The organism is Streptomyces sp. NPDC046860, assembly GCF_040645115.1.
Lineage (GTDB): Bacteria > Actinomycetota > Actinomycetes > Streptomycetales > Streptomycetaceae > Streptomyces.
The window spans coordinates 246,178-273,002 of the sequence record NZ_JBEYXQ010000008.1 but is presented as its reverse complement, the minus strand read 5'-3'; the positions used below and the strand labels follow the sequence as shown (position 1 = coordinate 273,002).

The following is a 26,825-nucleotide window of genomic DNA, read 5'->3' as shown; positions in this document are numbered from 1 at the left end:
TGCTGGCTCGTGCAGGAAACGCCGACAGGTATAGTCCACTTCCCGCCAAGGGGGCAAGATCGAATGCAAGGTCGGCCGCCGGTCTTTTCCGAGTTGAGACCTGGTGGAAATATCGCCGGGCTCCGCACACCCTGCCGGATGAATTACCGATATAGCCCCCTGAATGCCGCAGCCAACACCCTTGACATCACCGGCCACTTGACCACCTACTGGTTCCTGCGCAGCAAGTTGACAACGTTGTCCGCAGTAAGCGCGGGAGGGGAATCCGTAGATGCAGCGGAGATCTCGGCACAGATGGACTCCGGCGGTCGTCCTCACGACCGCCTTTGTCATGGGCGTCGGCACTCAGGGAGCGGCGGTCGCCCTGCCGGCCAGGGCTCCGGCCGCGGCCACGGAGTTCGCGTCCTCGTTCGAGTCCGGCGATCCGGCGCCGGACTGGCTGAACACCGTCGAGACCGACCCGGGCGGCGCCAAGCGCTCCTCGGGCGTGGACGGCGGCTACAGCAACGGCATTCCGGGCAATGTCACCGACCACGTCACCGATCTGCGGGCCAGCGGTGAGAACACGGGCGCGGGCGAGGTGAAGGAGAACCTCACCGATGTCGATCCCGGTAGCAAATGGCTGACGTTCGCCCCCACCGGCTGGGTCGAGTTCGACCTTGACCGCCCGGTGAAACTGGCCGCCTACGCGCTCACCTCGGCCAACGACCACGCCGAGCGCGATCCGAAGGACTGGCGGCTCCAGGGCTCGGCGGACGGCAAGGACTGGAAGACCCTCGACACGCGTACCGGCGAGACCTTCCCGGACCGGTTCGAAACCAAGTCGTACCAGCTCACCGAGGCGGCCGAGTACCAGCACCTCCGGCTGGAGGTGACCCGGAACAACGGCGCCTCGGACGCGCTGCAGCTCGCCGACGTCCAGTTCTCCACCGGCGGCGGTGACGGACCGGCGCCGCAGGACATGCTGGCCCTGGTCGACAAGGGCCCCAGCGGCTCCCCCACCGCCAAGGCGCGGGCCGGGTTCACCGGCACCCACGCGCTGCGCTACGCCGGCCGGCACACCGCCCAGGGCCGGGGCTTCTCGTACAACAAGGTCTTCGACGTCGACGTGAAGGTGGCCCGCGACACCCGGCTGTCGTACCGCCTGTTCCCGTCGATGGCCGACGGCGACCGGGACTACGACGCGACCAACGTCAGCGTGGACCTGGCCTTCACCGACGGCACCTACCTCAGCTCGCTGGGCGCGACCGACAGCCGCGGCTTCCCGCTGACCCCGCAGGGCCAGGGCGCGGCCAAGGGGCTGTACGTCAACCAGTGGAACGACGTGGCCTCCGCCATCGGTTCGGTGGCGGCGGGCAAGACAGTCGACCGTGTCCTGGTGGCGTACGACTCCCCCAAGGGCCCGGCGAAGTTCCGGGGCTGGATCGACGACGTGTCGCTGGAGCGGGTGGCGCCCGAGCGGCCCAGGGCGCACCTGTCGGACTACGCGCTGACCACGCGCGGCACCAACTCCAGCGGCAGCTTCTCGCGCGGCAACAACTTCCCGGCCACCGCGATGCCGCACGGGTTCAACTTCTGGACCCCGGTGACCAACGCGTCCTCGCTGAGCTGGCTGTACGAGTACGCGCGCGCCAACAACGACGACAACCTGCCGACCGTGCAGGCGTTCAGCGCCAGCCACGAGCCCAGCCCCTGGATGGGCGACCGGCAGACCTTCCAGCTCATGCCGTCGGCCGCGAAGGGCACCCCGGACACCGGCCGCGACGCCCGTGAGCTGGCCTTCCGGCACGAGAACGAGACGGCCCGGCCGTACTACTACGGGGTGAAGTTCGAGAACGGCCTCAAGGCCGAGATGACCCCGACCGACCACGCGGCCGTGCTGCGCTTCAGCTACCCCGGCGACGACACGAGCGTGCTGTTCGACAACGTCACCGAGCAGGCGGGGCTCACCCTCGACAAGGAGCACGGGATCGTCACCGGGTACTCCGACGTGAAGTCGGGGCTGTCCACGGGTGCGACCCGGCTGTTCGTCTACGGCACCTTCGACAAGCCGGTCACCGAGGGCTCGTCCAGCGGCGTGAAGGGCTACCTGCGGTTCGCCGCGGGCGCCGACCACACGGTCACCCTGCGCCTGGCCACCTCGCTGATCAGCCTGGACCAGGCGAAGGACAACCTCCGCCAGGAGGTCCCCGACGGCACCTCCTTCGACACCGTCAAGGCGCGCGCCCAGCGGGCCTGGGACCAGATCCTGGGCAAGGTCGAGGTGGAGGGCGCCACCCCGGAGCAGCTCACCACGCTGTACTCCAGCATGTACCGGCTCTACCTCTACCCGAACTCGGGCTTCGAGAAGGTCGGGGGCAAGGACCAGTACGCCTCGCCGTTCTCGCCGATGCCGAACCCGGACACCCCGACGCACACCGGCGCGAAGATCGTCGACGGCAAGGTGTACGTCAACAACGGCTTCTGGGACACCTACCGCACCACCTGGCCCGCCTACTCCTTCTTCACGCCCTCGCAGGCCGGCGAGATGGTCGACGGGTTCGTGCAGCAGTACAAGGACGGCGGCTGGACCTCCCGCTGGTCCTCCCCCGGCTACGCCGACCTGATGACCGGCACCTCCTCGGACGTGGCGTTCGCGGACGCGTACGTCAAGGGCGTGAAGTTCGACGCGAAGGCGGCGTACGACGCGGCGGTGAAGAACGCGACCGTGGTGCCGCCGAGTTCGGGCGTCGGCCGCAAGGGCATGACCACCTCGCCCTTCCTCGGGTACACCGCGAGCGACACCCACGAGGGCCTGTCCTGGGCCATGGAGGGGTACGTCAACGACTACGGCATCGCCAAGATGGGCGAGGCGCTGTACAGGAACACGGGCGAGAAGCGGTACCAGGAGGAGTCGCGGTACTTCCTCAACCGGGCCCGCGACTACGTCAACCTCTTCGACTCCAAGGCCGGCTTCTTCCAGGGCAAGGATGCCAAGGGCGCCTGGCGCGTGGACTCCGCCAAGTACGACCCGCGCGTGTGGGGTTACGACTACACGGAGACCAACGGCTGGGGCTACGCCTTCACCGCCCCGCAGGACAGCCGGGGCCTGGCCAACCTGTACGGCGGCCGGAGCGGGCTCGGGGACAAGCTGGACGAGTACTTCGCCACCCCGGAGACGGCCTCCCCCGAGTACGTCGGCTCCTACGGCGGTGTCATCCACGAGATGACCGAGGCACGGGACGTCCGGATGGGCATGTACGGCCACTCCAACCAGGTCGCCCACCACGTGATCTACATGTACGACGCGGCCGGTGAGCCCTGGAAGGCGCAGAAGAACGTGCGCGAGGCGCTGTCCCGCCTGTACACGGGCAGCGAGATCGGGCAGGGCTACCACGGCGACGAGGACAACGGCGAGCAGTCGGCCTGGTACCTCTTCTCCTCGCTCGGCTTCTACCCGCTGGTCATGGGCAGCGGGGAGTACGCCATCGGCTCGCCGCAGTTCACCAAGGCGACCGTGCACCTGGAGAACGGCCGGGACCTGGTGATCAAGGCCCCGAAGAACAGCGACCGCAACGTGTACGTCCAGGGCGTCCGCTTCGACGGCCGCGCCTGGAACTCCACCTCGCTGCCCCACTCCCTGCTGTCCAAGGGCGGGGTGCTGGAGTTCTCGATGGGCTCGAAGCCCTCGTCGTGGGGCTCGGGCAAGAACGCCGCCCCGGTGTCGGTCACCGAGGACGACAAGGTGCCGACGCCCCGCGCGGACGTGCTGGAGGGCGAGGGCGCGCTGTTCGACAACACCTCGGCGACGAGCACGGCGCTCACCTCGGTGGACCTGCCGGTCGGTGCCGCGGCCGAGGCCGTGCAGTACACGCTGACCTCGCCGTCCGACCGGGCGAAGGCGCCGACCGGCTGGACCCTCCAGGGTTCCGCCGACGGCACCACCTGGCGGACGCTGGACAAGCGCTCGGGCGAGTCCTTCGCCTGGGACCGCCAGACCCGGGCGTTCAGCGTGACCACGCCGGGGTCGTACACCAAGTACCGGCTGGTGCTTGACGGGGAGTCGACGCTGGCGGAGGTGGAACTGCTGGCCTGACGGCTCGCACAGACGGTGAAGGGGCGGTCCCTCGCGGACCGTCCCTTCTTCGTGCCGTCTGCCCGGCCGATGCGGGGGCATGAGTGCGGTGGGCCGGGCCTCCCGCGCCCGTCACCGCCGACCGAGCCGAGGAGAGACCGCCATGCCGACCGCCGTACCGGAAAGATCCGCCGGACTGCCCGGCGGCACCGTCGGGGCAGCGGCTCCGGCCCGCAGGGCGAGGATGCCGCGCGGACTGGCGCGGGCGGCCGCGCACATCGGCGCCCTGGCCGTGTGCCAGGCCGCCCTGATGATCGGCCTCGGCCTGCTGATCACCGGCCCCGCCCGGCACATGTGGCCGGTGACGGCCGAGGACGGCGTCAACCGGGGCCTGGAGCGAATACGCACCGCCGGCCTGACCACGCTCTCCTCCGTCGGGTCCGAACTGGGCAACACGGGCACCGTGATCGGCGTGACGCTGGCGGCCTGCCTGGCGCTGATCCTGATACCCCGGCTGCCGCTGTGGCGCCAGGCGTGGTTCCTCGCGCTCGCCGTCTCGCTGCAGTCGCTGGTCTTCCTGGTCGTCACCATCGCGGTGGAGCGCCAACGCCCCGACGTCGACCGGCTCGACGGCTCGCTGCCGACCTCCAGCTACACCTCCGGCCACACCGGCGCGGCCACCGCCGTCTACGGCGGTCTCGCCGTCCTCGTGCTGTCCCGCGTACGCGGCCCCTGGCGGCGCGTGGTGGCCGCGCTGCTGCTCCTGCTGCCGGTCGTGGTGGGCGTCAGCCGCCTGTACCGGGGCATGCACCACCCCACCGACGTCGTAGGCGGCATGATCAACGGCGCGCTGGCCCTGCTGGTCGTGGGACACGCCCTGCTCCGGGACGGCCGCGTCGCGGCGCCCGCCGCGCTGCCCGAGGCCCCGCGGGCCGCCCGCGCGGAGCGGCTGCCCGGCCGGGCCGCCGTGATCCTGAACCCCACGACCGTCGACGAGGACACCCGCGACGAACTGCGCCGGGTCCTCGCCCAGCACGGCCACCACGAGCCGGTGTTCATCGAGACGACGGCCGCCGACCCCGGCGGCGGCCAGACCGCGCGGGCGCTCGACGAGGGCGCCGCCCTGGTCGTCGTCTGCGGGGGCGACGGCACCGTCCGCGCGGCCGCCGACCGGCTGGCCGGCACCGGTGTCCCGCTCGCCGTCGTGCCCTGCGGCACCGGCAACCTCCTCGCCCGCAATCTCGGTCTGCCGCTCTCGGCGCCCGAGGCTCTCGACGCCGCGCTCGGCGGCGCGCCCCGCTCCCTCGACCTCGCGCGGGTCGAGGGCGACGATCTGCCCGCCACCCACTTCGCCGTCATGTCCGGCGTCGGCCTGGACGCGGCGATGATGAAGTACGCCGAGGAGCACGACCGGGCCAAGGCGACGCTGGGCTGGCCCGCGTACGTCCTGGCCGCCCCGAAGGCGATGCGCGGACCCCGGATGCGGCTGAGCGTCCGCCTCGACGGCGGACAGCCGCTGCGCCGTACGGCCCGCATGGTGCTCGTCGGCAACACCGGCTCCCTCCAGGGCGGCCTGCGGCTGATCCCGGACGCCCGTCCCGACGACGGTGTGCTGAACCTGCTGATCCTCGACCCGCGGGGCCCCGGCGGCTGGCTGCGCACCACGAGCGCGCTGCTGCGCGGCAAGCGGGGGGAGAACGGACCGGAGTTCCGTACCTTCCGGCAGGCCGAGTTCACCTTCGACGCCCCGCAGCCCCGCGAGATCGACGGCGACCCCATCGGCACCGGACGCCGGCTGTCCGTGGCGGTCGTGCCGGGCGCGCTGACCGTGCTGGTCCCGGACCGGGAGGTCTGAGATGGGCAGCGCCACCAAGGTCCCGGAGACCCGGGACATGAGCGGGGACGAACTCTCCGCCGACGAGGCGTGGGTGACCCTGCGCCGCTACGGCGGCTGGCCCCTGCTGCGCGACGCGTTCCTCCGCTTCCGCTACGCCGACGGGTTCAGCCACTCCCGCGCGCTCGCCCTCCAGACGGTGCTGTCGGTGATCCCGCTGGCGCTGGCGTTCGTCGGCCTCTCCAGCACCCTGCACACCGAGGACATCGGCAAGCTGGCCGAACTGACGATCCACCGGATCGCCGAGGGGCCCAGCGCGGAGGTGGTCGACGACGCGCTCGACCGCAGCCGCCGGGAGGCGGGCGACGGCGCCCAGGTCGCGCTCTGGTTCGGCGCGCTCTTCTCGATCGTCAACGTCACCACGGCGATGTGCCAGATAGAGCGCGGCGCCAACCGCATCTACGGCAACGAACGCGACCGGCCCTTCCACCTCAAGTACTCGCGCGGGCTGATCATGGCCCTGTGCGCCGGGTTCCCGCTCGGCCTCGGCTTCGTCGTGATGGTCGCCGGGGACGACCTGGCCTCGGCGGCGGGCTCGGTCTACGGGCTCGGCCCGGACGCGCAGGCGGTGTGGGACATCGTGCGCTGGCCCTTCGGGCTGCTGCTCGCCCTGATCTCCGCGAGCGCCATCTTCCGTCGCTCACCGCGCCGCAAGCAGCCCGGCTACACCTGGCTGGCCTTCGGCGCGGCCGTCTACCTGGTGCTCTGGATGACCCTGACCTGGGTACTCACCCTGTACCTCGACCTGAGCGGCTCCTTCGACACCGTCTACGGTCCGCTCAGCGCCTTCATGTCCCTGCTGCTGTGGGCCTATCTGACCTCGCTCGCCCTGTTCCTCGGCCTCTCCTTCGCGGCCCAGCTGGAGGCGGCGCGCGGGCGGCGGCCCGAACCGATCCAACCCGACCCGGGGGTCTGATGCCGATGAGACGAAGGACCCTGCGGGCCACCGACCGCCGGTTCGGTATGCGGCTGCTGGCGGCGGCCGGACTCGCCGCGGCCGCCGCGGTGCCGTTCGCGCTGCTGCTGGTCCTGGTGGAGGGGCGCTGGCGGCCGCTGCGCGACCTCGACCGCGACGCGGCGGACGGCCTGCACCGGATCGCCGTCGGCCATCCGGCGTGGACGGCCACCCTGCGCCTGCTCTCCGACTGGGTCTGGGACCCGCTCACCCTCCGGGTGGCCGTGGCCCTGCTGACCGGCTGGCTGCTGTGGCGCGGGGCCCGGCGGCTGGCCGCGTGGGCGGCGGCCACGGCGGTGGCCGGCGGGCTGATCGGGCTCGGGGTGAAGACGGTGGTCGAGCGGGCGCGGCCCGCGCTGGAGGACCCGGTGGCGCACGCGCCGGGCTATTCCTTCCCGTCCGGGCACGCGATGACCGCCACCACCTCGTTCGCGGTGTTCCTGCTGGTCCTGCTGCCGCTGGTGCCGCGCCGCGCCCGCGTCGTGTGCTGGGCGGTGGCGGTGCTGTCGGTGCTCGGGGTCGGCTTCACCAGGGTCGCGCTCGGTGTGCACTGGTTCAGCGACGTGCTCGGCGGGTGGCTGCTCGGGCTGGCCGTCGTGGTGCTGACCGGCCGGGCCTTCGAGGCGTGGCGGGCGGACACCGGCAGGCGGCCCTCGCACGTCGCCGAGGGGCTGGAGCCCGAACTCACCCGTCCGAGTCCCGAGCCGGACACCACCCGCCGCTGAGCCGCGTCACACGCCGGTCAGCCGGCCGATCTCCTGCGGGTCGAGCCCGGTCAGCCGGGCGATGCGGGGCGCCGGGATGCCGGCGGTCAGCGCCCGGTGCACCAGGGTCTCCCAGCCCTGGGTGGCGTCCCGGAAGTCCAGCAGTTCCCGCTCCATGTCGGTGACCGACTGGGGCGCGCACTCCTGCTGGACCCGGACCTCCTCCTCGGCGGTGAGCGGGATCGGCAGCCGCTCGGCGTCCTCGGGGATGAGGATCTCCGAGGAGGCGGGCAGAATCCTCAACTGCTCGGAGGACGCGGCCACGTCATGGGCGGAGATCCAGCCGCGCACGGCCGGGGTCTGGTCGCATTCCAGCGGGGCGACGGCGGCCATGGCCGCGCCGAGGCTCGGGTGACGGTCGGGGAGCAGGAACAGGTAAGCCTCGTCGGCCATCGGGCGGTTCCGCCTTGTCGGTGTCGGTATGAGTGCGGAGGACGATGCTACTGCCGCCGCACCGCACCGAAGAGGCGGAACCGCGCCGGGTCAGCCGGTGGCCAGGGCGAACACGTGCAGGTCGCCGTCGTCCGGCAGCTTGACGCTCCTGATCTCCTTCCCGTCCGGCGCGCCGAACGGCGCGGTGGCGAACACGTAGGTGGCGACCGGGTCCTTGTCGGCCCCCGCGACGTTGCGGTACGCGGCCTTGGCGACGACCTCGTTGCCGTACTGGACGGTGCCGCCCCCGCCGCCGACGGTCCAGTCGGTGAGGGAGAGGTCGGCCGTGCCGGTGCTGCCGTCGGTGTAGGTGACGGTCGCCTTGGCCGGCTGGTTGCCGTTGACGGCGCTGCCGATGAAGGCCAACGTGCGCGTCGCTTGGGTCAGTTCGATGGTCTGGCCGTGTGCGGAGGCGTTGTCCGGACGGCCGGCCGGAGAGTCGGGCCAGGTGAAGGCGAGGCCGCCGGTGGTGGTGACCCGCTTGCCCGGGGTGAGCCCGGCCGCGGCGAGGGCCTGCTCGGAGTAGCTCCAGCCGCCGCCGTCGTAGTCCGCCTCGTCGTGGTCGCCGGTGTCGTCGGAGACGCCGGTGTTGTCGTAGGCGGCCAGCAGGGTGCCGGGGGCGGCGACGGTCAGGGAGACGGGCTGCTGGTAGGAGGTCTCGCCCGAGGTCACCGTCACCTTGGCGGTGTAGAAGCCCTGGGTGGCGTCCTTCGCCGCGGTGAGGGTGATCCGCTGGGCGCCGCCGGTGACGGTGCCCTGCGCGGGGCCGGCCGTGACTCCGGCGGGGGTCTCCACCTCGAAGCGGACCTCGGGTCCGGTACCGCCGCTCAGGGACAGGGCGCGCACGTCGATGGTGGTGCTGTCACCGGGGGCGAGCGTGGCCGTGGTGGGGCCGACGCCGATCTGGTACGGCTGCTCGCCCTGGCGGAAGGAGGGCGGCGGGTTCTGGGCGCCCCAGTTCCGGTTCGGGGTGGTGCCCAGGCGGTAGTCGAGCCGGCCGCCGTCCCGCACGAAGGACGCGGGCAGCCAGGCCCGGTCACTGGAGCGGCCGTCGACCTTCAGGGACTGGACGTACGGTGCGTCGGCGGCGGCGCCCTCGGCACGGATCGAGATGTCGTCGCCCTGCGGCCGCTTGATCTCCACCCGCTCGAACAGCGGGGAGGCGAGGACCAGTTCGGAGCGTGAGGGCACCTGCGGGTACATGCCCATGGCGGAGAAGACGTACCAGGCCGACATGGCGCCCAGGTCGTCGTTGCCCGGGATGCCGCCGGGCGCGGTGGACCAGAGCTGCCGCATCGCCGCGCGCACGGTCTCCTGCGTCTTGTAGGGAGCGCCCGCGTAGGCGTACAGGTACGGCACGTTGACCGAGGGCTCGTTGTCCATCTCGGACTTGGCGCCGCCCTGGCCCGTGAAGGCCCACTTGCCGTCGGCGGTGTGGAAGAAGGAGTCCAGCCGGGCCAGCGCCTTGCCGGTGCCGCCCATGGCGGCGAACAGCCCGGCGGGGTTGTGCTGGACCATCCAGGTGTACTGGGCGGCGCTGCCCTCCACGAAGCCGTTGCCCGTGTCCGGGGTGAAGCCGGTGACCCAGCTGCCGTCCGCCTTGCGGTTGGCGATGTAGCCGCCGGTGGAGTCCGCCGCGATGTTGAAGTTGTTCTGCCACCACTGGGCGCGCTCGGCGAACTGCTTCCCCATCCGCTTCTCCCCTGCCGCCGCGGCCAGTTGGGAGAGGGAGAAGTCGGCGGTGGACATCTCCAGCGTCTCGGCGGCGCCGCCCCAGGCGTTGGAGACGCTGGGCATGTAGTGCAGCTTCAGGTACTTGTCGAGCGAGGGGCGCTGGCCGACGGACAGCACGGGCTTTCCCGCCGCCGACAGGTCCTGCTCCGTGGGCACGGTGGCCGCCTTGACCAGGGACTTCAGGGCGCCCTTCAGGTCGAACCCGGTGCCGCCGAAGGCGTGGATCCCGGCGAGCGCGCTGGGCGAGGGGTCGCCGTTCATGACATGGGTGCCGCCCGCGCCGTGCAGCCAGCGGTCCCAGATCCCGCCGTTCTGCTCGCTGAGTTCGTACAGCGACTGGGCGATGTCGGAGCCGGTGCGCGGGTCGAGCAGGGTGAGCAGCTGGACCTGGCCCCGGTAGACGTCCCAGCCGGAGAAGGTGCCGTACTGGGCGCGGTGGCCGCTTCCCACCCGGTGCACCTTGCCGTCGCTGCCCCGGTAGCGGCCGTCGGCGTCGCTGATGACGTTGGGGTGGAACAGGGCGTGGTAGAGCGCGGTGTAGAAGGTGGTGCGCTCGGCGTCGGTGCCTCCGCCGACCCGGACGGCGCCGAGCCGCTCCCGCCAGGCGGCGCGGGCGGCGTCCCGTACGGCGTCGAAGGAGCGGCGCGGGCCGTTCTCGGCGCGCAGGTTGGCCTCGGCGGCGTCCTGGCTGACGTAGGAGATGCCGACCTTGACGTTCACCGGGCCCTCGCCGGGCGCGAACTCGACGTACCCTCCGGCGCCCTTGCCCGCTACGGGCCGGCCGCCGTGGGAGAAGCCGCCGGTGCCGCCGGAGGCGCTGGTGGAGCCGGGGCTCAGCCTGTCGTCCTGCCAGGTGCCGGTGGTCTTGAAGGCGCGGTCGAAGTGGGCGGTGAAGTAGAGGGTGTAGTAGGAGCGTTGCCCCTCGGGGTCGAGGTAGCCGCAGAAGTTGCCGGAGGTGACGGAGCCGGAGACGGTACGGGTCTCGGGATCGATGCTGACCTTCGAATCCTCCGAACCCACTTCGGAGTTGGCGGTGCGCACCAGCAGCGAGGCGGGTTTGTCGGCGGGGTAGGAGAAGCGGGCCGAGCCGGTGCGGGCGGTGGCGGTCAGGTCGGCGGTGACCCCGGAGGCGAGGCCGACCTTGTAGTGGCCGGGCTCGGCGGTCTCGTCGGTGTGCTTGAAGTCCGAGGTGTAGACGGCGTCCTTGGTGTCGCTCGCCGGAGAGGAGGCGACGTCACCGGCGTACGGGAAGAAGGGGATGTCGCCGCTGCCGCCGGCGCAGCCGGTGCCGGACATGTGGGTGAGGCTGAAGCCCCGGACGCGGGTGGCGTCGTGGTGGTAACCGCCCGGCGCCGTGGTGCGGGTGGCGTCGCCTCTGGTGGTCTCCGGGCTCCAGGAGAGCATGCCGAAGGGCACCACGGCGCCGGGGTAGGTGTCGCCGCCGTTGCTGCTGCCGATCAGCGGATCGACGTACGGGGTCGGGTCGTCGACGAGGCCGGGTGGTGCGGAGCCCGCCGCGAGGGCGGGGGTGGCGCCGCCGCCCACCGCGAGCGCGGCGGCCAGCAGCAGGGACATGGGACGGAAACGCATCACGCGGCCCTTCCTCCTTGCGGACGGGTCGCGCACCACTGGTCGCACAAGCCGCAGGGACCCTAACGCGCCCCGGCGGGCTCGCGGAAGAGGGCCGCGCCGGACCCACTCCATTGCCCCAACTCGCTTGACATCGTTGTCCGTTGGGGCGGTAGAGTCATGAACGGACCCACTAGACAACGTTGTCGCGCTCCACCGTCCGGCGAGGCCCCGGCCTCGCCGTCACAAGCCACCGAGCACCGCGCACGACCTCTGTCCGCTCCGGGCGGGCACCCCGTCCCCCCGGCCCCGCCCGGAGCACCCCCGCGCTCGCTCCCCCCCGAGCACGGCGGAGGGCCGCACCCCCGTCACCGGGGATGCGGCCCTCACTCGCGTTTCCGGACCGCTTAGCCGCGGATCAGGTTGCGCAGCACGTACTGCATGATGCCGCCGTTGCGGTAGTAGTCGGCCTCGCCGGGGGTGTCGATGCGGACGACCGCGTCGAACTCCACACCCGTGTCGGTGGTGACCTTGACCGTGCGCGGGGTGGTGCCGTCGTTCAGCTCCTCGACGCCGGTGAAGGAGAAGGTCTCCTCGCCGGTCAGGCCGAGGGAGGCCGCGGTCTGCCCCTCCGGGAACTGCAGCGGCAGGACGCCCATGCCGATGAGGTTCGAGCGGTGGATGCGCTCGTAGGACTCGGCGATGACGGCCTTGACGCCCAGGAGCGCGGTGCCCTTGGCGGCCCAGTCGCGGGACGAGCCGGAGCCGTACTCCTTGCCCGCGAGCACGACCAGCGGGATGCCCTGGTCGATGTAGTTGCGCGAGGCGTCGTAGATGAAGGAGACCGGCGCGCCCTCGACGGTGAAGTCGCGGGTGTAGCCGCCCTCGGTGCCCGGCGCGATCTGGTTGCGCAGGCGGATGTTGGCGAAGGTGCCGCGGATCATGACCTCGTGGTTGCCACGGCGCGAGCCGTAGGAGTTGAAGTCACGACGCTCCACACCGTGCTCGGTGAGGTACTTGCCGGCCGGGGTGTCGGCCTTGATGGCACCGGCCGGGGAGATGTGGTCGGTGGTGACCGAGTCGCCCAGCTTGGCCAGCACACGGGCGCCGGAGATGTCGGCGACCGGGGCGGGCTCCATGCCCATGCCCTCGAAGTACGGGGGCTTGCGGACGTAGGTGGACTCCGCGTCCCACTCGAAGGTGTTGCCGGTCGGGATCGGCAGCGCCTGCCACTGGGCGTCGCCCGCGAAGACGTCCTGGTAGGACTTGTTGAACATGTCCTCGCCGATGGCGTTCGCCACGACGTCGTTGACCTCGGCCTCGGTCGGCCAGATGTCGGCCAGGAAGACCGGCTTGCCGTCCTGGTCGGTGCCGAGCGCGTCCTTGGTGATGTCCACCTTCATGGAACCCGCGAGGGCGTACGCGACGACCAGCGGCGGGGAGGCCAGGTAGTTCATCTTGACGTCGGGGTTGATGCGGCCCTCGAAGTTCCGGTTGCCGGAGAGGACCGAGGTGACGGCGAGGTCGTGGTCGTTGACCGCCTTGGAGACCTCCTCCGGCAGCGGGCCGGAGTTGCCGATGCAGGTGGTGCAGCCGTAGCCGACGAGGTTGAAGCCGACCTTGTCGAGGTACGGGGTCAGACCCGCCTTGTCGAAGTAGTCGGTGACGACCTTCGAGCCCGGGGCGAGGGTGGTCTTGACCCACGGCTTGCGGGTCAGGCCCTTCTCCACGGCCTTCTTCGCGACGAGCGCGGCGGCGACCATGACGTACGGGTTGGAGGTGTTGGTGCAGGAGGTGATGGCCGCGACCGTCACCGCACCGTGGTCCAGCTCGTAGGTCGAACCGTCGGGGGCGGTCACGGTGACCGGGTTCGACGGGGCGCCGTTGGGGGCGACGGCCGGGGAGTCGGAGGCCGGGAAGGACTCCTTGCCCGCCTCGTCCACGACGTCGACGTAGTTGAGGACGTCCGTCTTGAACTGCTCGGCGGCGTTCGCGAGGACGATGCGGTCCTGCGGGCGCTTCGGGCCGGCGATCGAGGGGACGACGGTGGAGAGGTCCAGCTCGAGCTTCTCGGAGAAGTCGGGCTCGGCGGCCGGGTCGAGCCAGAGGCCCTGCTCCTTGGCGTACGCCTCGACGAGCGCGACCTGCTGCGCGGAACGGCCCGTCAGCTTCAGGTAGTTCAGCGTCTCGCCGTCGATCGGGAAGATCGCGGCGGTGGAGCCGAACTCCGGCGACATGTTGCCGATGGTGGCGCGGTTGGCCAGGGAGGTGGCGGCCACGCCCTCGCCGTAGAACTCGACGAACTTGCCGACCACACCGTGCTTGCGCAGCATCTCGGTGATCGTGAGCACCAGGTCGGTGGCGGTGGTGCCGGGCTTCAGCTCACCGGTGAGCTTGAAGCCGACGACGCGCGGGATGAGCATGGAGACCGGCTGGCCGAGCATCGCGGCCTCGGCCTCGATGCCGCCGACGCCCCAGCCCAGCACACCGAGGCCGTTGACCATGGTGGTGTGCGAGTCGGTGCCGACGAGGGTGTCGGGGTACGCCTGGCCACCCCGGACCATGACGGTGCGGGCCAGGTGCTCGATGTTCACCTGGTGGACGATGCCGGTGCCCGGCGGGACGACCTTGAAGTCGTCGAACGCGGTCTGGCCCCAGCGCAGGAACTGGTAGCGCTCCTTGTTGCGGCCGTACTCCAGCTCGACGTTCTGGCCGAAGGCGTCCTTCGTGCCGAACTTGTCGGCGATCACCGAGTGGTCGATGACCAGCTCGGCCGGGGAGAGCGGGTTGACCTTCGCCGGGTCGCCGCCGAGCTCCTTGACGGCCTCACGCATCGTGGCGAGGTCCACGACACAGGGGACGCCGGTGAAGTCCTGCATGATCACGCGGGCCGGCGTGAACTGGATCTCCTGGCTCGGCTGGGCCTGGGAGTCCCAGCCGCCCAGGGCGCGGATGTGGTCGGCGGTGATGTTCGCGCCGTCCTCCGTGCGGAGCAGGTTCTCCAGCAGGACCTTCAGGCTGTACGGCAGGCGGGCCGAGCCCTCGACCTTGTCCAGCCGGAAGATCTCGTACGACTCGTCGCCCACCTGCAGCGTGCTGCGGGCGTCGAAGCTGTTCGCCGACACGACAGTCTCCTTCTTTGATGTGCGCGTTCCACCGCATCCTGCCGCCACGCCGGTCCGGCCGATCCGCTAAGGTAAGGCTAAGTTAGGTAACCCTTACCGGGGTGGCTGCCGCGGTGCGCCTTCGGCAGATATCTCGATGTCGAGATAACTCTAGTACATGGGGGCTGGATGGTCATGCCTGGACGACGGGTGTGACCGGTCCGTCACGCCCGGAACGGAGAGGCGGACCGGGGCGGGCGGCTGGAACGATCACGGGATGAGCCACTTCCCGTCCCGGCCGGCCGGAGATTCCGCACCGGCAGCCCGCCCCGCCGAACGCCCGGATCTGGAGGCCGCCATGGAGGCGGTCAACCGCGACCTGGCGGCGACTCTCCCGGAGGCCGGACCGATGCGGCTGCTGTGCACGCCGTCGGACGACGAGGACGTCCCGGACCAGTACCACGCGGCCCTGCCCGACGGCCGCCGGCACGACGGCGTGACGGACCCCGTCGCCGCCGACATCGCCGACGCGGCCCAGGAGACGGTCCAGGCGGTGCTGTGACAGGTGTGGCCGGTGTGCACCGAACACCGGAGCGGGGTACACGCGGAGGCACGGTCGGACGGCGGGCGGGCGGTCTGGTGGTGCCGGGCCGGCGAGGGCCACGAGCTGTGCGAGGTGGGCGGACTGGCGCAGCGCCTCGGTCAGGCGCGCCGGGCGCCGCGCCGGAAAGAGCGCAGGCGAGCGGGGTGACCGGCACTGCGCTCAGACGGTTGCTTCCGCGGCCCAGGAGCCGGACCCGACCACCACCGGGTCGGCCACCGCCTGCGCCCCGCAGGCGTAGAGGAGCCAGCGCAACTCCTCCCAGGAGAACATCGGCTCACCCCACGTATCGAGCCAGAGGTCCAGCCGCCCACCGCCGTCAGCCGCACGGGTGATACCCCAGAACTCCCAGCCGCGCGCCTCCAGTTCCGGGTCGAAGCGGAAAAGCCAGTTCTGAATCCCCCAGGGCTCGGCACCGGTCCTTTCCCGGTACCGCGCCCGCGCCACTCCGACGGTCGGACCGACCGCGCCACCGTCCGAGCAGGCACTGAGGAACCAGTCCGCGATGCCGTCCACGGGAAGTTCTTCCTCGTCGAAGTCCGCGTCCAGGGCGAGAGAGAAAACCTCACTCAGAACATCCCGCAACCTGCGCGCATAATCCTCCACAGCACCTCCTTCCGGAGCCACCGCGACACAGGTGAGAACGGGAGTTCCCGGATCGATGCCAGGCCGTTCGGAAATTCGCGCCAACTCCCGCGCGACACCCTCAAGACCGTGCAGCATGCGCCCCCGATTTCACACAAGACCCTGAGACACGACCACCCAGTAGTCGTCATCCTCGACCGATACGGCACAGAGGCGGAACCCGTCAAGCGAGATCGCTATGAACTCCGGGGAGCCTGTCACCTGGGCGACGCGAGCGGGAAGGACGGCTCCCACGTCCGCATCGAGCACCGCGGAGAGGTCCGACGCTTCGTGTCCTGGACGCCCAGTCTCGTGCGGCACACGCCCCCCTTCAGTCTTCACAGGTAGGCGAGGTCGCCACCGTCGGCGAAGAACCTGTCGATCTCTCGCTCGCGCAACTCGGCATCCCTCACCGAGAAGCGATGTTCACCGACTGCCAGCGCTCTTGCCACCCGATCGTACGATTCCGCAGGGCAGAAGATCACATGCCCCGAAACCGGGTGTCGGTTCAGTGGGACGATCAGCATGAACCCCATGACGATCGCGGCCGAAATGTAGAGCGCCACCGATTTCCGCCGCAGCGATTCGAGCTCTGGGGTGTTCTCGAAGTCGTATGCGAGGGAGAAGTGGCCCTCCATCAGTTGAGCCGCACCCGCCCACCGCTCCGGTCCGGCGCCCGGCGACCCGACGGTCAGCGCGTAGCCTGAGGATCTGCGCAGAAAAGGCTCCAGCGTTTCCTGGGCTTCACTGCCGAAATCAAGGTAGTTACTGAAGGAAGAATCCAGGAGAGGCAACTGAGAGAACGCCTTCAGCCCCGCCCGCTTGACGGAACGCCTGAGGTACACGTGGGCGTCGGCTTCGGCAGGCGCGACAGCCTCCGCAGACAGGCGAGACGACCACGTGAACAGTCGATGATCGATGAAGACCTCAAAAGTCCGTCGTAGACAGTCCATCTCGCTTTTTGGGCCCGGGCCACACAGAATCCAGAACGCGGAGACGTCTCCGAGACTTCCCTCAAGAGCCGACGACCGGTCGCCCTTCCCATGCACATCCCATGACCGTTGACCGGTAACATTGAAGCTCCGGCCATTCCCAGACGATGCCAAAAACTCTTCACCACCAGGGAACAGGAAATTCCCACGCAAAAGCGAACTCTCCTAGATCCAAGAGATTCCTTGAGGCTCCAGGTCAGATGAGTTCAAGATGTCACTTCTCGGCTTGCCGAGCTGTGATGATCACGCCATGCTCAAGCCTTGCGACACCCGCTCCTGAAATATAAACCTTCGCACTGTGTGGCGGATCCATGAAATCCACTGGTTTCTCATAGCGGATGATCTCATTCAGCCTCATAGGCGAGTGCACGTCAACTCCGGGGGTGCTTGCACTGAAATAAAAGTTCTGACCAACACGCACGATTCCTCCCACGCAGCGAACAATGCAGATGGCGGCTTCACTGCCATCCGGCTCGCAAGAGTAGATCTGCAGTCTTGCCGCATCGAGTTCATCCATGCTTGTACGCCTCCCGGACAAATTGTTGCACCTGTTCAGGTGATAGCTTGGGTACATCCCACGCGAGGGCATCGCTCATGCCCTCGTAGGATTTTATTCTAGGTATGTCAATTCCCATATCGCCCAGAATCTTCTGCGCGGTGCTCACAGGAAGCTCTACTGCGGCCCTGCTGGCAAGTTCTCCCGCAGAGAGGTTAACCCCTACTTCCGCCTCTGCGCGAATGAACCCCGGAATGAGATCAACTCCTTCGAGCGCGCTGCGAGGTATAACCTGAACTACTGCCTCGCCGAATTGCTCCGAGTGTCGCGCGAAGGTTGTCGCCACACCCGGATCAGTGGACGTCGGAGTGGTCCCGGAAGCATGGGTTCCCGAGCTGGCTTCGTATCCCTTGGTGGTACCCCGGAATAGGTGCTCGTCAGTACAGGCCGCAGGGGCCAACCCCAGGACATCGACCCATCTGTGCGGATTCAGGACGTAGGTCGCCGGATTGGGAGCGGGTGCGAGGCCGAGCGGGTCAGCGGTGATGTACCGCGCCGTCTCCGGGTCGTAGTGCCGGAAGTAGTTGTAATGCAGCCCCGTCTCAGGGTCGAAGTACTGACCCGGGAACCGCAGCGGCGTATAGGCGGTGCTGTCCGCCGCCCATGCCGTCGTTCCCCACAGCGTGCTGCGCGTACGCCAAGCCGTTTCTCCCTGTTCGTCGACCAGTTCCGTCGGTGTGCCGATCAGGTCGGTGACGATGGCGTAGAAGCGGGAGTCGATTTCCGTGTCGGGTGAGGCGGAGGTGATGCGTTCTGTCTGGGTGATCGGGTGGAGGCCCTGGTGGTCCCAGGTGAGGGTCACCGGGTGGGGCAACTCGGCGGCGGACGTGGTCTGTTCGCAGAGGGTTGTGCCGTCCCAGGTGAAGTCGACGCGCTCCACCACCGTCCCGCCCGCCATGCGGAGCTTGGCCGTGCGGCGGCCGAGCGGGTCGTAGGTGTAGTGCCAGCGGGTGCCGTCCGGGGTGGTCACCGCGGTCAGGCGGTCCTCCGCGTCCCATTCGTAGCGCCAGGTGTCCGGGCGCCGGGAGAGGCGGGTCTTCTGGCGGAGGATCGTACGGCCGAGGGCGTCGTGCTCGTAGCGGATGCCGCCCGCCCGGGTGATGCGGGTGCCGGTGTAGGCGCGCGGGCCGGTCGCCTCGCCGCCCGGGTGGCTCGTGGGCCAGCTCGCCTCGGTCTGGTTGCCCGCCTCGTCGTACGCGTACCGCTCCGTCCAGCCGGCCGCGTGGACCGCCGTGACCCGGCCGGTGGCGTCCAGGTCGAAGGTGCGGGAGGACAGGTCGTCGTCGATGCGGGTGACGTTGCCGTCCGCCCGGTACTCGTAGGCGCGGTGACGGAGGAGGCCGCCGCGCGGCGTCCGTACCGACTGGGCCTTCAGGCGGCCCAGCACGTCGAAGGTGTGCTCCAGGGAGAGTGACTCGCCTATGTGTCGGCCGACTTCGCGGCCCGCCGCGTCGTAGGTGAAGTCGATGCCGCGGCCGGAGGCGACCATGCCGGTGCGGCGGCCCGCCGGGTCGTAGGACCAGGTGGTGGTGGCGCCGGTGGGGGTGGTGCGGCCGGTGCGGCGGCCGAGGGTGTCGTGCGTGTAGGTCAGCGTGCGGCCGTCGACCGTCTCCGAGACGGTGCGGCCGTAGCGGTCGCGCAGGATCTGGAGGGTGGAGCCGTCCGGGCCCACCGCCTCGGCCAGTTGGTCCGTGAGGTCGAAGGCGTACGTGGTGACCGCGCCCGCCGCGTCCTTGCGGACGGTGCGGCCCAGTTCGTCCCGCTCGAAGGCGATGGTCTCGCCGAGGGCGTTGGTACGGGCGGTGAGGCGGCTCGCGGGGTCGTAGGCGTAGGTCAGCGTGCGGTCGTCGAAGTCCGTCTCCGCAGCGAGGCGTCCCGCCGGGTCGTACGTGTAACTCCACGTCAGACCCTGGGGGTTGGTGACCTCGGTCAGGCGCAGTTCGGTGTCGTAGCCGAACGCGTGACGTACGCCGTCCGGGCCGGTGCGGGCCGACAGGAGGTCGAAGTGGGTGTACTCGAAGCGGGAGACCGCGCCGAGGGCGTCGGTGTGGGTGGTGCGGTTGCCCTCGCCGTCGTAGGTCCACGACTCGGTCGTGCCGTCCGGTGCCGTACGGCGGGCCAGGTGGCCCTCCACCGTCCATTCGAGGCGGGTCACCGCGCCGGTGGGGTCGGTGATCAGGATCGGGCGGCCGAAGGCGTCGCGTTCGTAGGAGGTGGTCGCGCCCAGCGGGTCGGTGACGCGCAGCGGGAGGCCGGCGCGGTCGGTGGCGAGGGTGGTGGTGTGGCCGAGCGGGTCGGTCACGGAGACCAGGTGGCCGGCGTCGTCGTACGTCAGCCGCGTGGTCTCGCCCGCCGCGTCGGTGACCGAGGTGAGGTTGCCGCGGCCGTCGTAGGTCTGGCGGACGGTGGTGCCGTCGGGGCGGGTGACCTTCACCGGGAGGCCGAGCGCGTCGTACTCCGCGCGGGCCTCGCGGCCGTCGGGGCGGATCACCGTGAGCGGGTTGCCGTCGGCGTCGCGGTGGAACTCCGTGGTGTGGCCGAGGGGGTCGGTCACCGACAGCAGGCGGTTGCGGCGGTCGCGCCGGTAGCGGGTGGTGGCGCCGAGCGGGTCGGTCTCGGCGACGACCTGGCAGTGGCGGTCGACGCGGTAGCGGCTGGTGTGGCCGAAGGAGTCGGTGATGGCGGTGACCGAGTCGCCGGTGGCCGGGTCCGGGGCGCCGTAGGTGAAGGTGGAGCGCAGGTGGCCGGCCGCGCCGGACTGGTGGGTGCAGCGGTCCTGGTCGTCGTAGCCGTAGGTGAAGTGGCTGTCGTTGGTGTCGGTCCAGGAGGTGATGCGGGCCGAGTCGTCGTAGGTGAAGCGGGTGGGGCGGCCGGAGGAGTTGGTGACCTCGGTGAGGTGGCCGTCGGTGTGGCCGTAGCGGATCAGCTCCTGGCCGGCCCCGGTGAGGCGGAGGGCGGTGACGCGGCCCTCGGCGGTGGAGATGCCCAGGTGGTAGCCGCCGCTGTGGGCGAGGGCGGCCGGCGCGCCGTCGGCGTCGTACTCGAAGGTGATCCAGTTGCCGTTGCGGTCGTCGAGCTGTTCGAGGACGGCGAGGGTGTCGGAGCGGTCGGCGAAGTGGCGGGTGTGCCCCGACTCGGGGTCGGTGAGGGTGTAGCCGTCCTCCACCCGGTCCAGCGGCCAGCGCGGGCCGTGCGAGGGCAGGGTCGGTACGCCGGGCGCGGGGCGCGGGTAGGCCAGCACCAGGCCGTCCTCGCCGACGAACACCACGCCCTGGGTGTCGATCTCCAGCCGCTGGTCCAGCGTGGACGACCAGGACGGACCGAACCAGCCGCCGAGCCGGTACGACGACTCGAACTGCCGCTTGACCAGCAGCGGGAGGACTCCCGGCAGGGCCACGTCGGTCTGCGGCAGCACCATGCGGCCGGTGGCGACGTCGACGGGGTCCTTCTCGCAGACCTTCTCCCCGGGCCGCCGGGCCACGTCGTCGGCGTCCTTCTCGACCACGTTCCGGGCGGTACGGCGGATGCCCTGGCTCGCGGCCTCCTCCGCGCCCTCCTTCATGGCGAGCCGCAGCCCGCCGCGCGCCAGCCCCGCCCCCTTCGTGCCGACCAGCTCCGGGATCAGCCGCCCCACGAACTCGGACGGGTCCTTCTGCAGGCCGTCCACCACGGCCTGCACCGTGCGTTCGGGATGGGTGGCCGTGGAGACCAGGCCCGACAGCGTCATGCTGACGTTCTGGAGGTAGGCGGCGGGGTGGGTCAGGTTGTACGGGTCGGTGGGGTTGAGGCCGCGGGCGAAGTTGACCAGACCGGCCGTGCCCTTCAGGGCGCCGCCGACGACGTGGGTCAGCTCGGTGTTGGCGGCCTGGAAGCCGTCGGTGAAGTCGTGGCCGAGGCGCTCCAGCGGCGGGGGCTCGGCCGGGGCGTGCGCCATGGCCGCCCTGACCTTGCCCTGGGCCTCCGCGGCGGCGGTGTTGCGCTGCTTGCGGGCCTCCTTCAGCTTGGCCACGGCGGCCTTGACGTCGCCCTTGCCCGCGTCCATGTCCTGCACCGGTCTGACGCCGGGGTCCTCGCCCGCGCGGGCCTTGGCGTTGTAGGCGTCGGCCTTCTTCTGGTAGTCGCCGGCCGCGTCCTCGAACGCCTTCGTGCCCTTCTTGTACAGCTCGACGGCCTCCGCCGCCTGCTTCTGCGCCCAGGTGACCGTGTCGGCGTACCGCTCCAGCGCGCCGGCCGCCGCACCGCACGCCTCGGCCGCGTGGGCCCACTTGGCCGGGTGGACGCCGAACTTCTCCCGGAAGGCGTCGCCGCCCTCGCCCTTCCAGCCCGCCGAGTCGATCTTCTTCAGGCCCGATCCGACCTTGTCGAAGGCACCGTGGAAGTCCTTGAGGTGCTTCGCGCTCTCGCGGATCTTCTCCGGCTTGCCGTGGACGAGTTCGTCGGCCTGCTCGGTCTGGCCGAGTTGCTGTTCGCCCGGGGTCGCGCCCAGGTCGGAGGCGATGTCGTCGCCCCAGTCCTCCACGTTGTCGGCCCAGTCGTGCAGGCCGACGCGGTCCATCGCGCCACCGAGCTTGTCCGTGCCCTCGTCGACGAGTTCGCCGACCTTCTTCTTGCCCTTGTCGTAGAGGTCCTCGGCGCCGCCCAGCAGCGAGTTGGTGAGGTCCCCCAGGCCCATCAGCCCTCACCGCCCGGCTGTCCGGCCGCCTTCGCGCGGGCTTCCGGGGACGGGCCGAAGGTGTCGTCCAGGAACTGGTCGTACTCCCCGTCGGACACGCCCGCCGCGCGGCGCATGTTCTCCGGGGTGACGGGGATCGCGCCGACCATGTTCGAGGTCATCGCGTCCCGGCCGGCGTCCTTCCAGCCCTGCTTGCTGTTCTCCCACGCCTGCTCGAAGGACTCCTGCGAGTAGTCCACCGTCCGGCCGGACTCGACTATCTCGCCCCAGCCCATCTTCTCCACGTCCTCCTCGGACGCGTACGGGTTGCCGACGGCCGAGTTCGCCACGACCTTCACGCTGCCCTTGAGGTACTGCTCGGTCTCGTAGTACGTGCCCGCCGACAGGTTCGTCTTCTGGGCGAACGCGTTGCCCTCCGCGACGAGGGCGCGCACCCCCCACTCCCAGCGCTCGCAGAACGTCTTCAGCTCGCCCGTCAGACCCTCGTGGCCCAGCTCCAGTCCCGAGAGGGCGATGCCGGAGAAACCGCGTCCGGCGCCGGCCTGGCCGACCATGCCCAGTTCGCCCAGCTCGCCCAGCGCCTCCGTCAGGCCCTTGGCTATCTCCTCCAGGCCCTGCGCCTGGAGATCCATCCCGCCCCCGCCGCTCATACCGCACCCCCGTGCCGCGTCTCGTCGTCCAGGTCCACCGCCGCGCCGTCCGGCACGATCCCCGCCACCGGCGGGAACACCATCCCGTCCGAGCCGTCCGCGCAGTCCAGTGCCACCCCGCAGGGAACGCCCGCCGCGGGCACGGCGGCGTCCAGCAGCCGGGCGCCCAGAATCGTCCGGTACGTCCACTCCCGTGCCGACTCCCCGCGCGCGACGGCGTACCGGGCGAGGGCCTGCTCGTCGGAGAAGGCGAGGATGAAGCGGATGCCGCCCAAGTCGGCGGTCAGCAGGGCCTGTCCACCCTGCGGGTCCTCGCCGAGCGGCACGAGCACCGGGGTGCGGCGGAACTCACCGAGCAGCTTGGCGAACTCTCTCCTCCGGCTCGCCGCCTCCGCCTCGGCGGGCGACATGCCCGCGTCCGATATCCGGTCCCCGTCCTCAGACATCCAGCCATCATCACGACGGGAATGGTCGAAAACAAGTTCGCACCCGTCACATCCTTGCCACAGGTGACGACGGGCGCGTCCGGCGCCGGCGGCGGACGCCACCGGGCGGGCAACCGGTCATCAGTTCCCCGAATGGGGGTATCCGGGTTGAGCGCCACTCAGGAGCGCCGAACAATCGGAGGAGACAGCCATGGGCCTGACGTTCCGCAAGAGCTTCCGCATCCTTCCCGGCGTGCGGCTGAACATCAACCGCCACTCGTGGTCCATCACGACCGGCGGCGGCAAGCACGGACCCCGCCACACCCACAGCAGCACCGGACGCCGTACGACCTCGATGGACCTGCCCGGCCCGTTCGGCTGGCGCAAGACCACGACCAAGCGCGGCTGACCCTCCGTCACCCGAACGGACCCCCCAAGAGGCGGCATCTCATATCTGAGATAACCTCGACCTCATGTCAGACGACTACCTCGTACGCATCGGCAAGCTCATCCGCGACGCCCGGCAGCACCGTGGCTGGACACAGACGCAGCTCGCGGACGCGCTCGGCACCAGCCAGAGCGCCGTCAACCGCATCGAGCGCGGCAACCAGAACATCAGCCTTGAGATGATCGCCCGGATCGGTGAGGCCCTGGACAGCGAGATCGTGTCGCTGGGCTACGCGGGTCCGATGCACCTGCGGGTCGTCGGCGGCCGCCGTCTGTCGGGGGCCATCGACGTCAAGACGAGCAAGAACGCGTGCGTGGCCCTGCTGTGCGCGTCCCTGCTGAACAAGGGCCGTACGGTGCTGCGGCGGGTCGCCCGGATCGAGGAGGTGTACCGCCTGCTGGAGGTCCTGAACTCCATCGGCGTGCGCACCCGCTGGATCAACGACGGCGTGGACCTGGAGCTGGTCCCGCCGGCCGAGCTGGAGATGGACGCGATCGACGCGGAGGCGGCCGTCCGCACCCGCTCGATCATCATGTTCCTCGGCCCGCTGCTGCACCGCACGGACCGCTTCATGCTGCCGTACGCGGGCGGCTGCGACCTCGGCACCCGCACCATCGAGCCGCACATGATCGCGCTGCGCCGGTTCGGCCTGGACATCGCGGCGACCGAGGGCCAGTACCACGCCGTGGTGGACCGCACCGTCCACCCGGACCGCCCGATCGTACTGACCGAGCGCGGCGACACCGTGACGGAGAACGCGCTGCTGGCCGCGGCCCGCCACGACGGCGTGACGGTCATCCGCAACGCCTCCTCCAACTACATGGTCCAGGACCTCTGCTTCTTCCTGGAGGCCCTGGGCGTACGGGTCGAGGGCATCGGCACCACCACGCTCACCGTGCACGGCGTCCCGAACATCGACATCGATGTCGACTACTCCCCCTCCGAGGACCCGGTCGAGGCGATGAGCCTGGTCGCGGCGGCCGTGGTGACGGAGTCGGAGCTGACGGTGCGCCGGGTGCCGATCGAGTTCCTGGAGATCGAGCTGGCGGTCCTGGAGGAGATGGGCCTCGACCACGACCGCAGCCGCGAGTACTTCGCCGACAACGGCCGTACCCGCCTGGTCGACCTCACGGTCCGCCCCTCCAAGCTGGAGGCGCCGATCGACAAGATCCACCCCATGCCGTTCCCCGGCCTGAACATCGACAACGTCCCGTTCTTCGCGGCGATCGCCGCCGTGGCCCAGGGCCAGACCCTGATCCACGACTGGGTCTACGACAACCGGGCCATCTACCTCACCGACCTCAACCGCCTCGGCGGCCGCCTCCAGCTCCTCGACCCGCACCGCGTCCTGGTCGAGGGCCCCACCCGCTGGCGCGCCGCCGAGATGATGTGCCCGCCCGCCCTCCGCCCGGCGGTGGTCGTCCTGCTGGCGATGATGGCCGCCGAGGGCACGTCGGTGCTGCGCAACGTGTACGTCATCAACCGGGGGTACGAGGACCTGGCCGAGCGGCTGAACTCGATCGGGGCGCAGATCGAGATCTTCCGGGACATTTGATACGAGGATGCCGCCGCACCCCGTCTGACCTGCGACTTAGCGGGTCAGGGAGGGGTGCGGCGGCATCTCTGGGACTTCTCTGGGACTTTGGGCCCGCGGTGGGCAACGAGCCACGCTCCACGGGCCCTGCCGACCGGCCACGGCTACGCGAAAATCGCGTCGATGGCGGCACTGCCTCGTGCGCCCGCTCGGGGCAGGAAGTGAGAGTACTTCCGCAGCGTGAACCCGGGATCGGAGTGCCCCAGCCAGCGTGCCAGGGAGACGACCGATTCGCCAGCCTCCAGTTCCTCGGAGGCGAAGAAGTGACGCAGGGCGTGGAAGCCGTGCTCCCGGGACGGCTCCCACACGCGAGCGCCGTCTGTGCTGCCCTCCTCCAGCGGAGCGATCACGCCCGCCGTGGCCAGCGCGGGCTTCCACACGTAGGAGTTGAAGTAGTTCCGGTTGATCGCCTTCCGCTCGCGTCCCGTCACCAGGAGGTCGTAGGTCCTCGGCCGCCGGTGCTTGGCCTCCACCGGCGTCTCGGCAGGGCGCGGGTCGTCCCAGGGCAGCGTGACCGGCACCGGCGCGAACTGCTCCGTGTGCTGCCGGATCGCCTTGGCCACGCTGGACGGCAGCGGCACGTCCCGGACCTTGCGGCCCTTGGGGAGCGCGAAACAGAGCTTCGCCCGCACCATCTTGACCTGCCGCCGGACGTGAACGACTTCCTTCTCGAAGTCGATGTCGTCCACTGAGAGCCCGAGCGTCTCCCCTTGCCGGAGCCCGAGACCTGCTCCGATCACGAGGAGGAGCCGGTAGCGGTCGGGCAGGACCTCCCGTACCGCCAGCACCCGTTCGGGCGGCCACGCCTCGACTCTGCCGGGGTTGGCGGCCGGAGGGCCGACCGTGCTGGAGCGGCACGGGTTGCGTCCGAGGCGACGGTCCTCGACGGCGGCCTGGAGGATGCTGGAGAGCGTCGCCCAGACAAGGCGGATCGAGGTCGGACCGAGGTCCTTCTCCAGTCGCTTCTTCCAGTGGCGCAGGACTTCCGTGCCGATGGCGTTGAGCGGCTGAGCCCCCAGATGGGGAACGATGTGCCGGCGCACCCTCTGCTCGATCCGCTCGATCGTGGACGGGTCACCGCTCTGGGTGGGCCACCAATGCGTCGCGATGTAGTCCTTGAGAAAGATGGCCCCGTCACGCGGATCGACGAACTCGCCACGGCGGGCGTCGGTCTGAGCCTGGGCGAGCCAGGTCTTGGCGTCCTGGAGGGCGTCGAAGGAACGGTCCTTGACACCGGGGATGCCCTTGACGCGGTAGCGGGTGCACTTACCGTACATTGCGGTGCGGTCACGTTTGCCGGTCTTCGGGTTGGGGCGTTTCTTCAGCCATCGGTCTTCTATGTAGCCGGCCAGGTGGAACTCCTTGGTGGTGGGGATGAAGGCGGCGCTCTACGGCGCTTGGGGCTTCAGGCGCTGAGGTAGCGGCTGGACCGTTCCTGCGGAGGGGTGTTGAGCGGGTTGAGGGCCGGGTTGGAGCGGGAGTCGGCCTGCTCCTGTTCACGGACCCAGGCGTCGAGCGCTTCGAGCCGGTACATGACGCGGCCGCGGGAGCCCATGCGGAAGCTCGGGGGTCCTTGGCGGCGGTGGCGCCAGACGTAGAGCGTGTGCGGTGAGAGGCCGAGATAGTCGGCGGCATCCTTCACGGTCAGGAAGGCGGCGGATACGGCGCCCGAGGAAGCGGGGGCAGGAAGCAAAGATCGTGCAGGCATCGGTGGTTCTCTGTGAGGTTGGAGAGGGGTGCGCCCGGATGGGCGGAAA

18 protein-coding genes are annotated in these 26,825 nt (G+C 70.3%); 7 read left to right on the top strand and 11 right to left on the bottom strand.

Features of this window, described 5'->3' with window-relative positions:
• Window positions 1-271: 271 nt before the first annotated feature.
• From ABZ898_RS14895 to ABZ898_RS14880, 4 genes are all read left to right on the top strand, one after another.
• Window positions 272-4,075: a GH92 family glycosyl hydrolase gene (locus ABZ898_RS14895; RefSeq protein ID WP_361657645.1), complete on the top strand. Its 3,804-nt coding sequence runs from the start codon at window positions 272-274 to the stop codon at window positions 4,073-4,075.
• A 223-nt stretch (window positions 4,076-4,298) separates the two neighbouring features.
• The gene (locus tag ABZ898_RS14890) at window positions 4,299-5,909 is read left to right on the top strand and encodes a diacylglycerol kinase family protein (RefSeq protein ID WP_361657748.1); all 1,611 of its coding nucleotides are present in this window, start codon (window positions 4,299-4,301) and stop codon (window positions 5,907-5,909) included.
• Between the two features lies 1 nt (window position 5,910).
• The gene (locus ABZ898_RS14885; protein ID WP_361657642.1) at window positions 5,911-6,864 is read left to right on the top strand and encodes a YihY/virulence factor BrkB family protein; all 954 of its coding nucleotides are present in this window, start codon (window positions 5,911-5,913) and stop codon (window positions 6,862-6,864) included.
• Window positions 6,864-7,628 (top strand): phosphatase PAP2 family protein, encoded by a 765-nt coding sequence (locus ABZ898_RS14880; protein WP_361657639.1) that lies wholly within the window; start codon window positions 6,864-6,866, stop codon window positions 7,626-7,628. Before ABZ898_RS14885 ends, ABZ898_RS14880 begins: the two co-directional genes overlap by 1 nt.
• 6 nt (window positions 7,629-7,634) lie before the next feature.
• Here ABZ898_RS14880 and ABZ898_RS14875 read toward each other — a convergent pair whose 3' ends face one another.
• From ABZ898_RS14875 to acnA, 3 genes are all read right to left on the bottom strand, one after another.
• Window positions 7,635-8,060, bottom strand: a complete 426-nt coding sequence (locus tag ABZ898_RS14875; RefSeq protein ID WP_361657636.1) for a DUF6003 family protein — start codon at window positions 8,058-8,060, stop codon at window positions 7,635-7,637.
• 90 nt (window positions 8,061-8,150) lie between these two features.
• Window positions 8,151-11,423 carry a GH92 family glycosyl hydrolase gene (locus ABZ898_RS14870; protein WP_361657633.1) on the bottom strand — a complete coding sequence of 1,091 codons (3,273 nt, stop codon included), beginning with the start codon at window positions 11,421-11,423 and terminating at the stop codon, window positions 8,151-8,153.
• A 386-nt stretch (window positions 11,424-11,809) separates the two neighbouring features.
• Window positions 11,810-14,527, bottom strand: coding sequence for an aconitate hydratase AcnA (gene acnA, locus ABZ898_RS14865; protein WP_361657630.1), 2,718 nt, complete (start codon window positions 14,525-14,527; stop codon window positions 11,810-11,812).
• A gap of 256 nt (window positions 14,528-14,783) precedes the next feature.
• Here acnA and ABZ898_RS14860 point away from each other — a divergent pair, with 256 nt between their 5' ends.
• Window positions 14,784-15,068: a hypothetical protein gene (locus ABZ898_RS14860; RefSeq protein ID WP_361657627.1), complete on the top strand. Its 285-nt coding sequence runs from the start codon at window positions 14,784-14,786 to the stop codon at window positions 15,066-15,068.
• Window positions 15,069-15,269: 201 nt separating this feature from the next.
• On the opposite strand, the gene ABZ898_RS14855 is transcribed toward ABZ898_RS14860, so the two are convergent.
• From ABZ898_RS14855 to ABZ898_RS14830, 6 genes are all read right to left on the bottom strand, one after another.
• Complete coding sequence (locus tag ABZ898_RS14855; RefSeq protein WP_361657624.1) at window positions 15,270-15,830, bottom strand: hypothetical protein; 561 nt, start codon at window positions 15,828-15,830, stop codon at window positions 15,270-15,272.
• Between the two features lie 239 nt (window positions 15,831-16,069).
• A complete protein-coding gene (locus ABZ898_RS14850; protein ID WP_361657621.1) occupies window positions 16,070-16,684 on the bottom strand; it encodes a hypothetical protein in 615 nt (204 codons plus the stop codon).
• A 253-nt stretch (window positions 16,685-16,937) separates the two neighbouring features.
• Window positions 16,938-17,240 (bottom strand): hypothetical protein, encoded by a 303-nt coding sequence (locus ABZ898_RS14845; protein WP_361657619.1) that lies wholly within the window; start codon window positions 17,238-17,240, stop codon window positions 16,938-16,940.
• Window positions 17,233-21,951 (bottom strand): putative T7SS-secreted protein, encoded by a 4,719-nt coding sequence (locus ABZ898_RS14840; RefSeq protein WP_361657616.1) that lies wholly within the window; start codon window positions 21,949-21,951, stop codon window positions 17,233-17,235. Before ABZ898_RS14840 ends, ABZ898_RS14845 begins: the two co-directional genes overlap by 8 nt.
• Window positions 21,951-22,601, bottom strand: a complete 651-nt coding sequence (locus tag ABZ898_RS14835) for a hypothetical protein (RefSeq protein ID WP_361657614.1) — start codon at window positions 22,599-22,601, stop codon at window positions 21,951-21,953. Before ABZ898_RS14835 ends, ABZ898_RS14840 begins: the two co-directional genes overlap by 1 nt.
• Complete coding sequence (locus tag ABZ898_RS14830) at window positions 22,598-23,011, bottom strand: hypothetical protein (protein ID WP_361657745.1); 414 nt, start codon at window positions 23,009-23,011, stop codon at window positions 22,598-22,600. Before ABZ898_RS14830 ends, ABZ898_RS14835 begins: the two co-directional genes overlap by 4 nt.
• Before the next feature lie 226 nt (window positions 23,012-23,237).
• On the opposite strand from ABZ898_RS14830, the gene ABZ898_RS14825 reads away from it, so the two are divergent.
• Together ABZ898_RS14825 and ABZ898_RS14820 are read left to right on the top strand one after the other, a co-directional pair.
• Window positions 23,238-23,435 carry a DUF4236 domain-containing protein gene (locus ABZ898_RS14825; protein ID WP_361657611.1) on the top strand — a complete coding sequence of 66 codons (198 nt, stop codon included), beginning with the start codon at window positions 23,238-23,240 and terminating at the stop codon, window positions 23,433-23,435.
• A 64-nt stretch (window positions 23,436-23,499) separates the two neighbouring features.
• Entirely contained in the window at window positions 23,500-25,029 is a 1,530-nt protein-coding gene (locus ABZ898_RS14820; protein ID WP_361657608.1) for a UDP-N-acetylglucosamine 1-carboxyvinyltransferase, read from the top strand.
• Between the two features lie 143 nt (window positions 25,030-25,172).
• Here the strand turns inward: ABZ898_RS14820 and ABZ898_RS14815 are convergent, their stop codons facing one another.
• Together ABZ898_RS14815 and ABZ898_RS14810 are read right to left on the bottom strand one after the other, a co-directional pair.
• Window positions 25,173-26,393 carry a tyrosine-type recombinase/integrase gene (locus tag ABZ898_RS14815; protein ID WP_361657742.1) on the bottom strand — a complete coding sequence of 407 codons (1,221 nt, stop codon included), beginning with the start codon at window positions 26,391-26,393 and terminating at the stop codon, window positions 25,173-25,175.
• Window positions 26,394-26,473: 80 nt separating this feature from the next.
• A complete protein-coding gene (locus ABZ898_RS14810) occupies window positions 26,474-26,776 on the bottom strand; it encodes a helix-turn-helix domain-containing protein (RefSeq protein ID WP_361657605.1) in 303 nt (100 codons plus the stop codon).
• Window positions 26,777-26,825 lie beyond the last annotated feature (49 nt).

Coding starts and splice junctions, on each gene's coding strand:
- ABZ898_RS14810 (WP_361657605.1), bottom strand. CDS start 26,776: ATGCCTGCACGATCTTTGCTTCCTGCCCCCGCTTCCTCGGGCGCCGTA.
- ABZ898_RS14860 (WP_361657627.1), top strand. CDS start 14,784: ATGAGCCACTTCCCGTCCCGGCCGGCCGGAGATTCCGCACCGGCAGCC.
- ABZ898_RS14875 (WP_361657636.1), bottom strand. CDS start 8,060: ATGGCCGACGAGGCTTACCTGTTCCTGCTCCCCGACCGTCACCCGAGC.
- ABZ898_RS14885 (WP_361657642.1), top strand. CDS start 5,911: ATGGGCAGCGCCACCAAGGTCCCGGAGACCCGGGACATGAGCGGGGAC.
- ABZ898_RS14845 (WP_361657619.1), bottom strand. CDS start 17,240: ATGGATGAACTCGATGCGGCAAGACTGCAGATCTACTCTTGCGAGCCG.
- ABZ898_RS14835 (WP_361657614.1), bottom strand. CDS start 22,601: ATGAGCGGCGGGGGCGGGATGGATCTCCAGGCGCAGGGCCTGGAGGAG.
- ABZ898_RS14880 (WP_361657639.1), top strand. CDS start 6,864: ATGCCGATGAGACGAAGGACCCTGCGGGCCACCGACCGCCGGTTCGGT.
- ABZ898_RS14820 (WP_361657608.1), top strand. CDS start 23,500: ATGTCAGACGACTACCTCGTACGCATCGGCAAGCTCATCCGCGACGCC.
- ABZ898_RS14890 (WP_361657748.1), top strand. CDS start 4,299: ATGCCGCGCGGACTGGCGCGGGCGGCCGCGCACATCGGCGCCCTGGCC.
- ABZ898_RS14855 (WP_361657624.1), bottom strand. CDS start 15,830: ATGCTGCACGGTCTTGAGGGTGTCGCGCGGGAGTTGGCGCGAATTTCC.
- ABZ898_RS14830 (WP_361657745.1), bottom strand. CDS start 23,011: ATGTCGCCCGCCGAGGCGGAGGCGGCGAGCCGGAGGAGAGAGTTCGCC.
- ABZ898_RS14870 (WP_361657633.1), bottom strand. CDS start 11,423: ATGCGTTTCCGTCCCATGTCCCTGCTGCTGGCCGCCGCGCTCGCGGTG.
- ABZ898_RS14840 (WP_361657616.1), bottom strand. CDS start 21,951: ATGGGCCTGGGGGACCTCACCAACTCGCTGCTGGGCGGCGCCGAGGAC.
- ABZ898_RS14850 (WP_361657621.1), bottom strand. CDS start 16,684: ATGGACTGTCTACGACGGACTTTTGAGGTCTTCATCGATCATCGACTG.
- ABZ898_RS14895 (WP_361657645.1), top strand. CDS start 272: ATGCAGCGGAGATCTCGGCACAGATGGACTCCGGCGGTCGTCCTCACG.
- ABZ898_RS14825 (WP_361657611.1), top strand. CDS start 23,238: ATGGGCCTGACGTTCCGCAAGAGCTTCCGCATCCTTCCCGGCGTGCGG.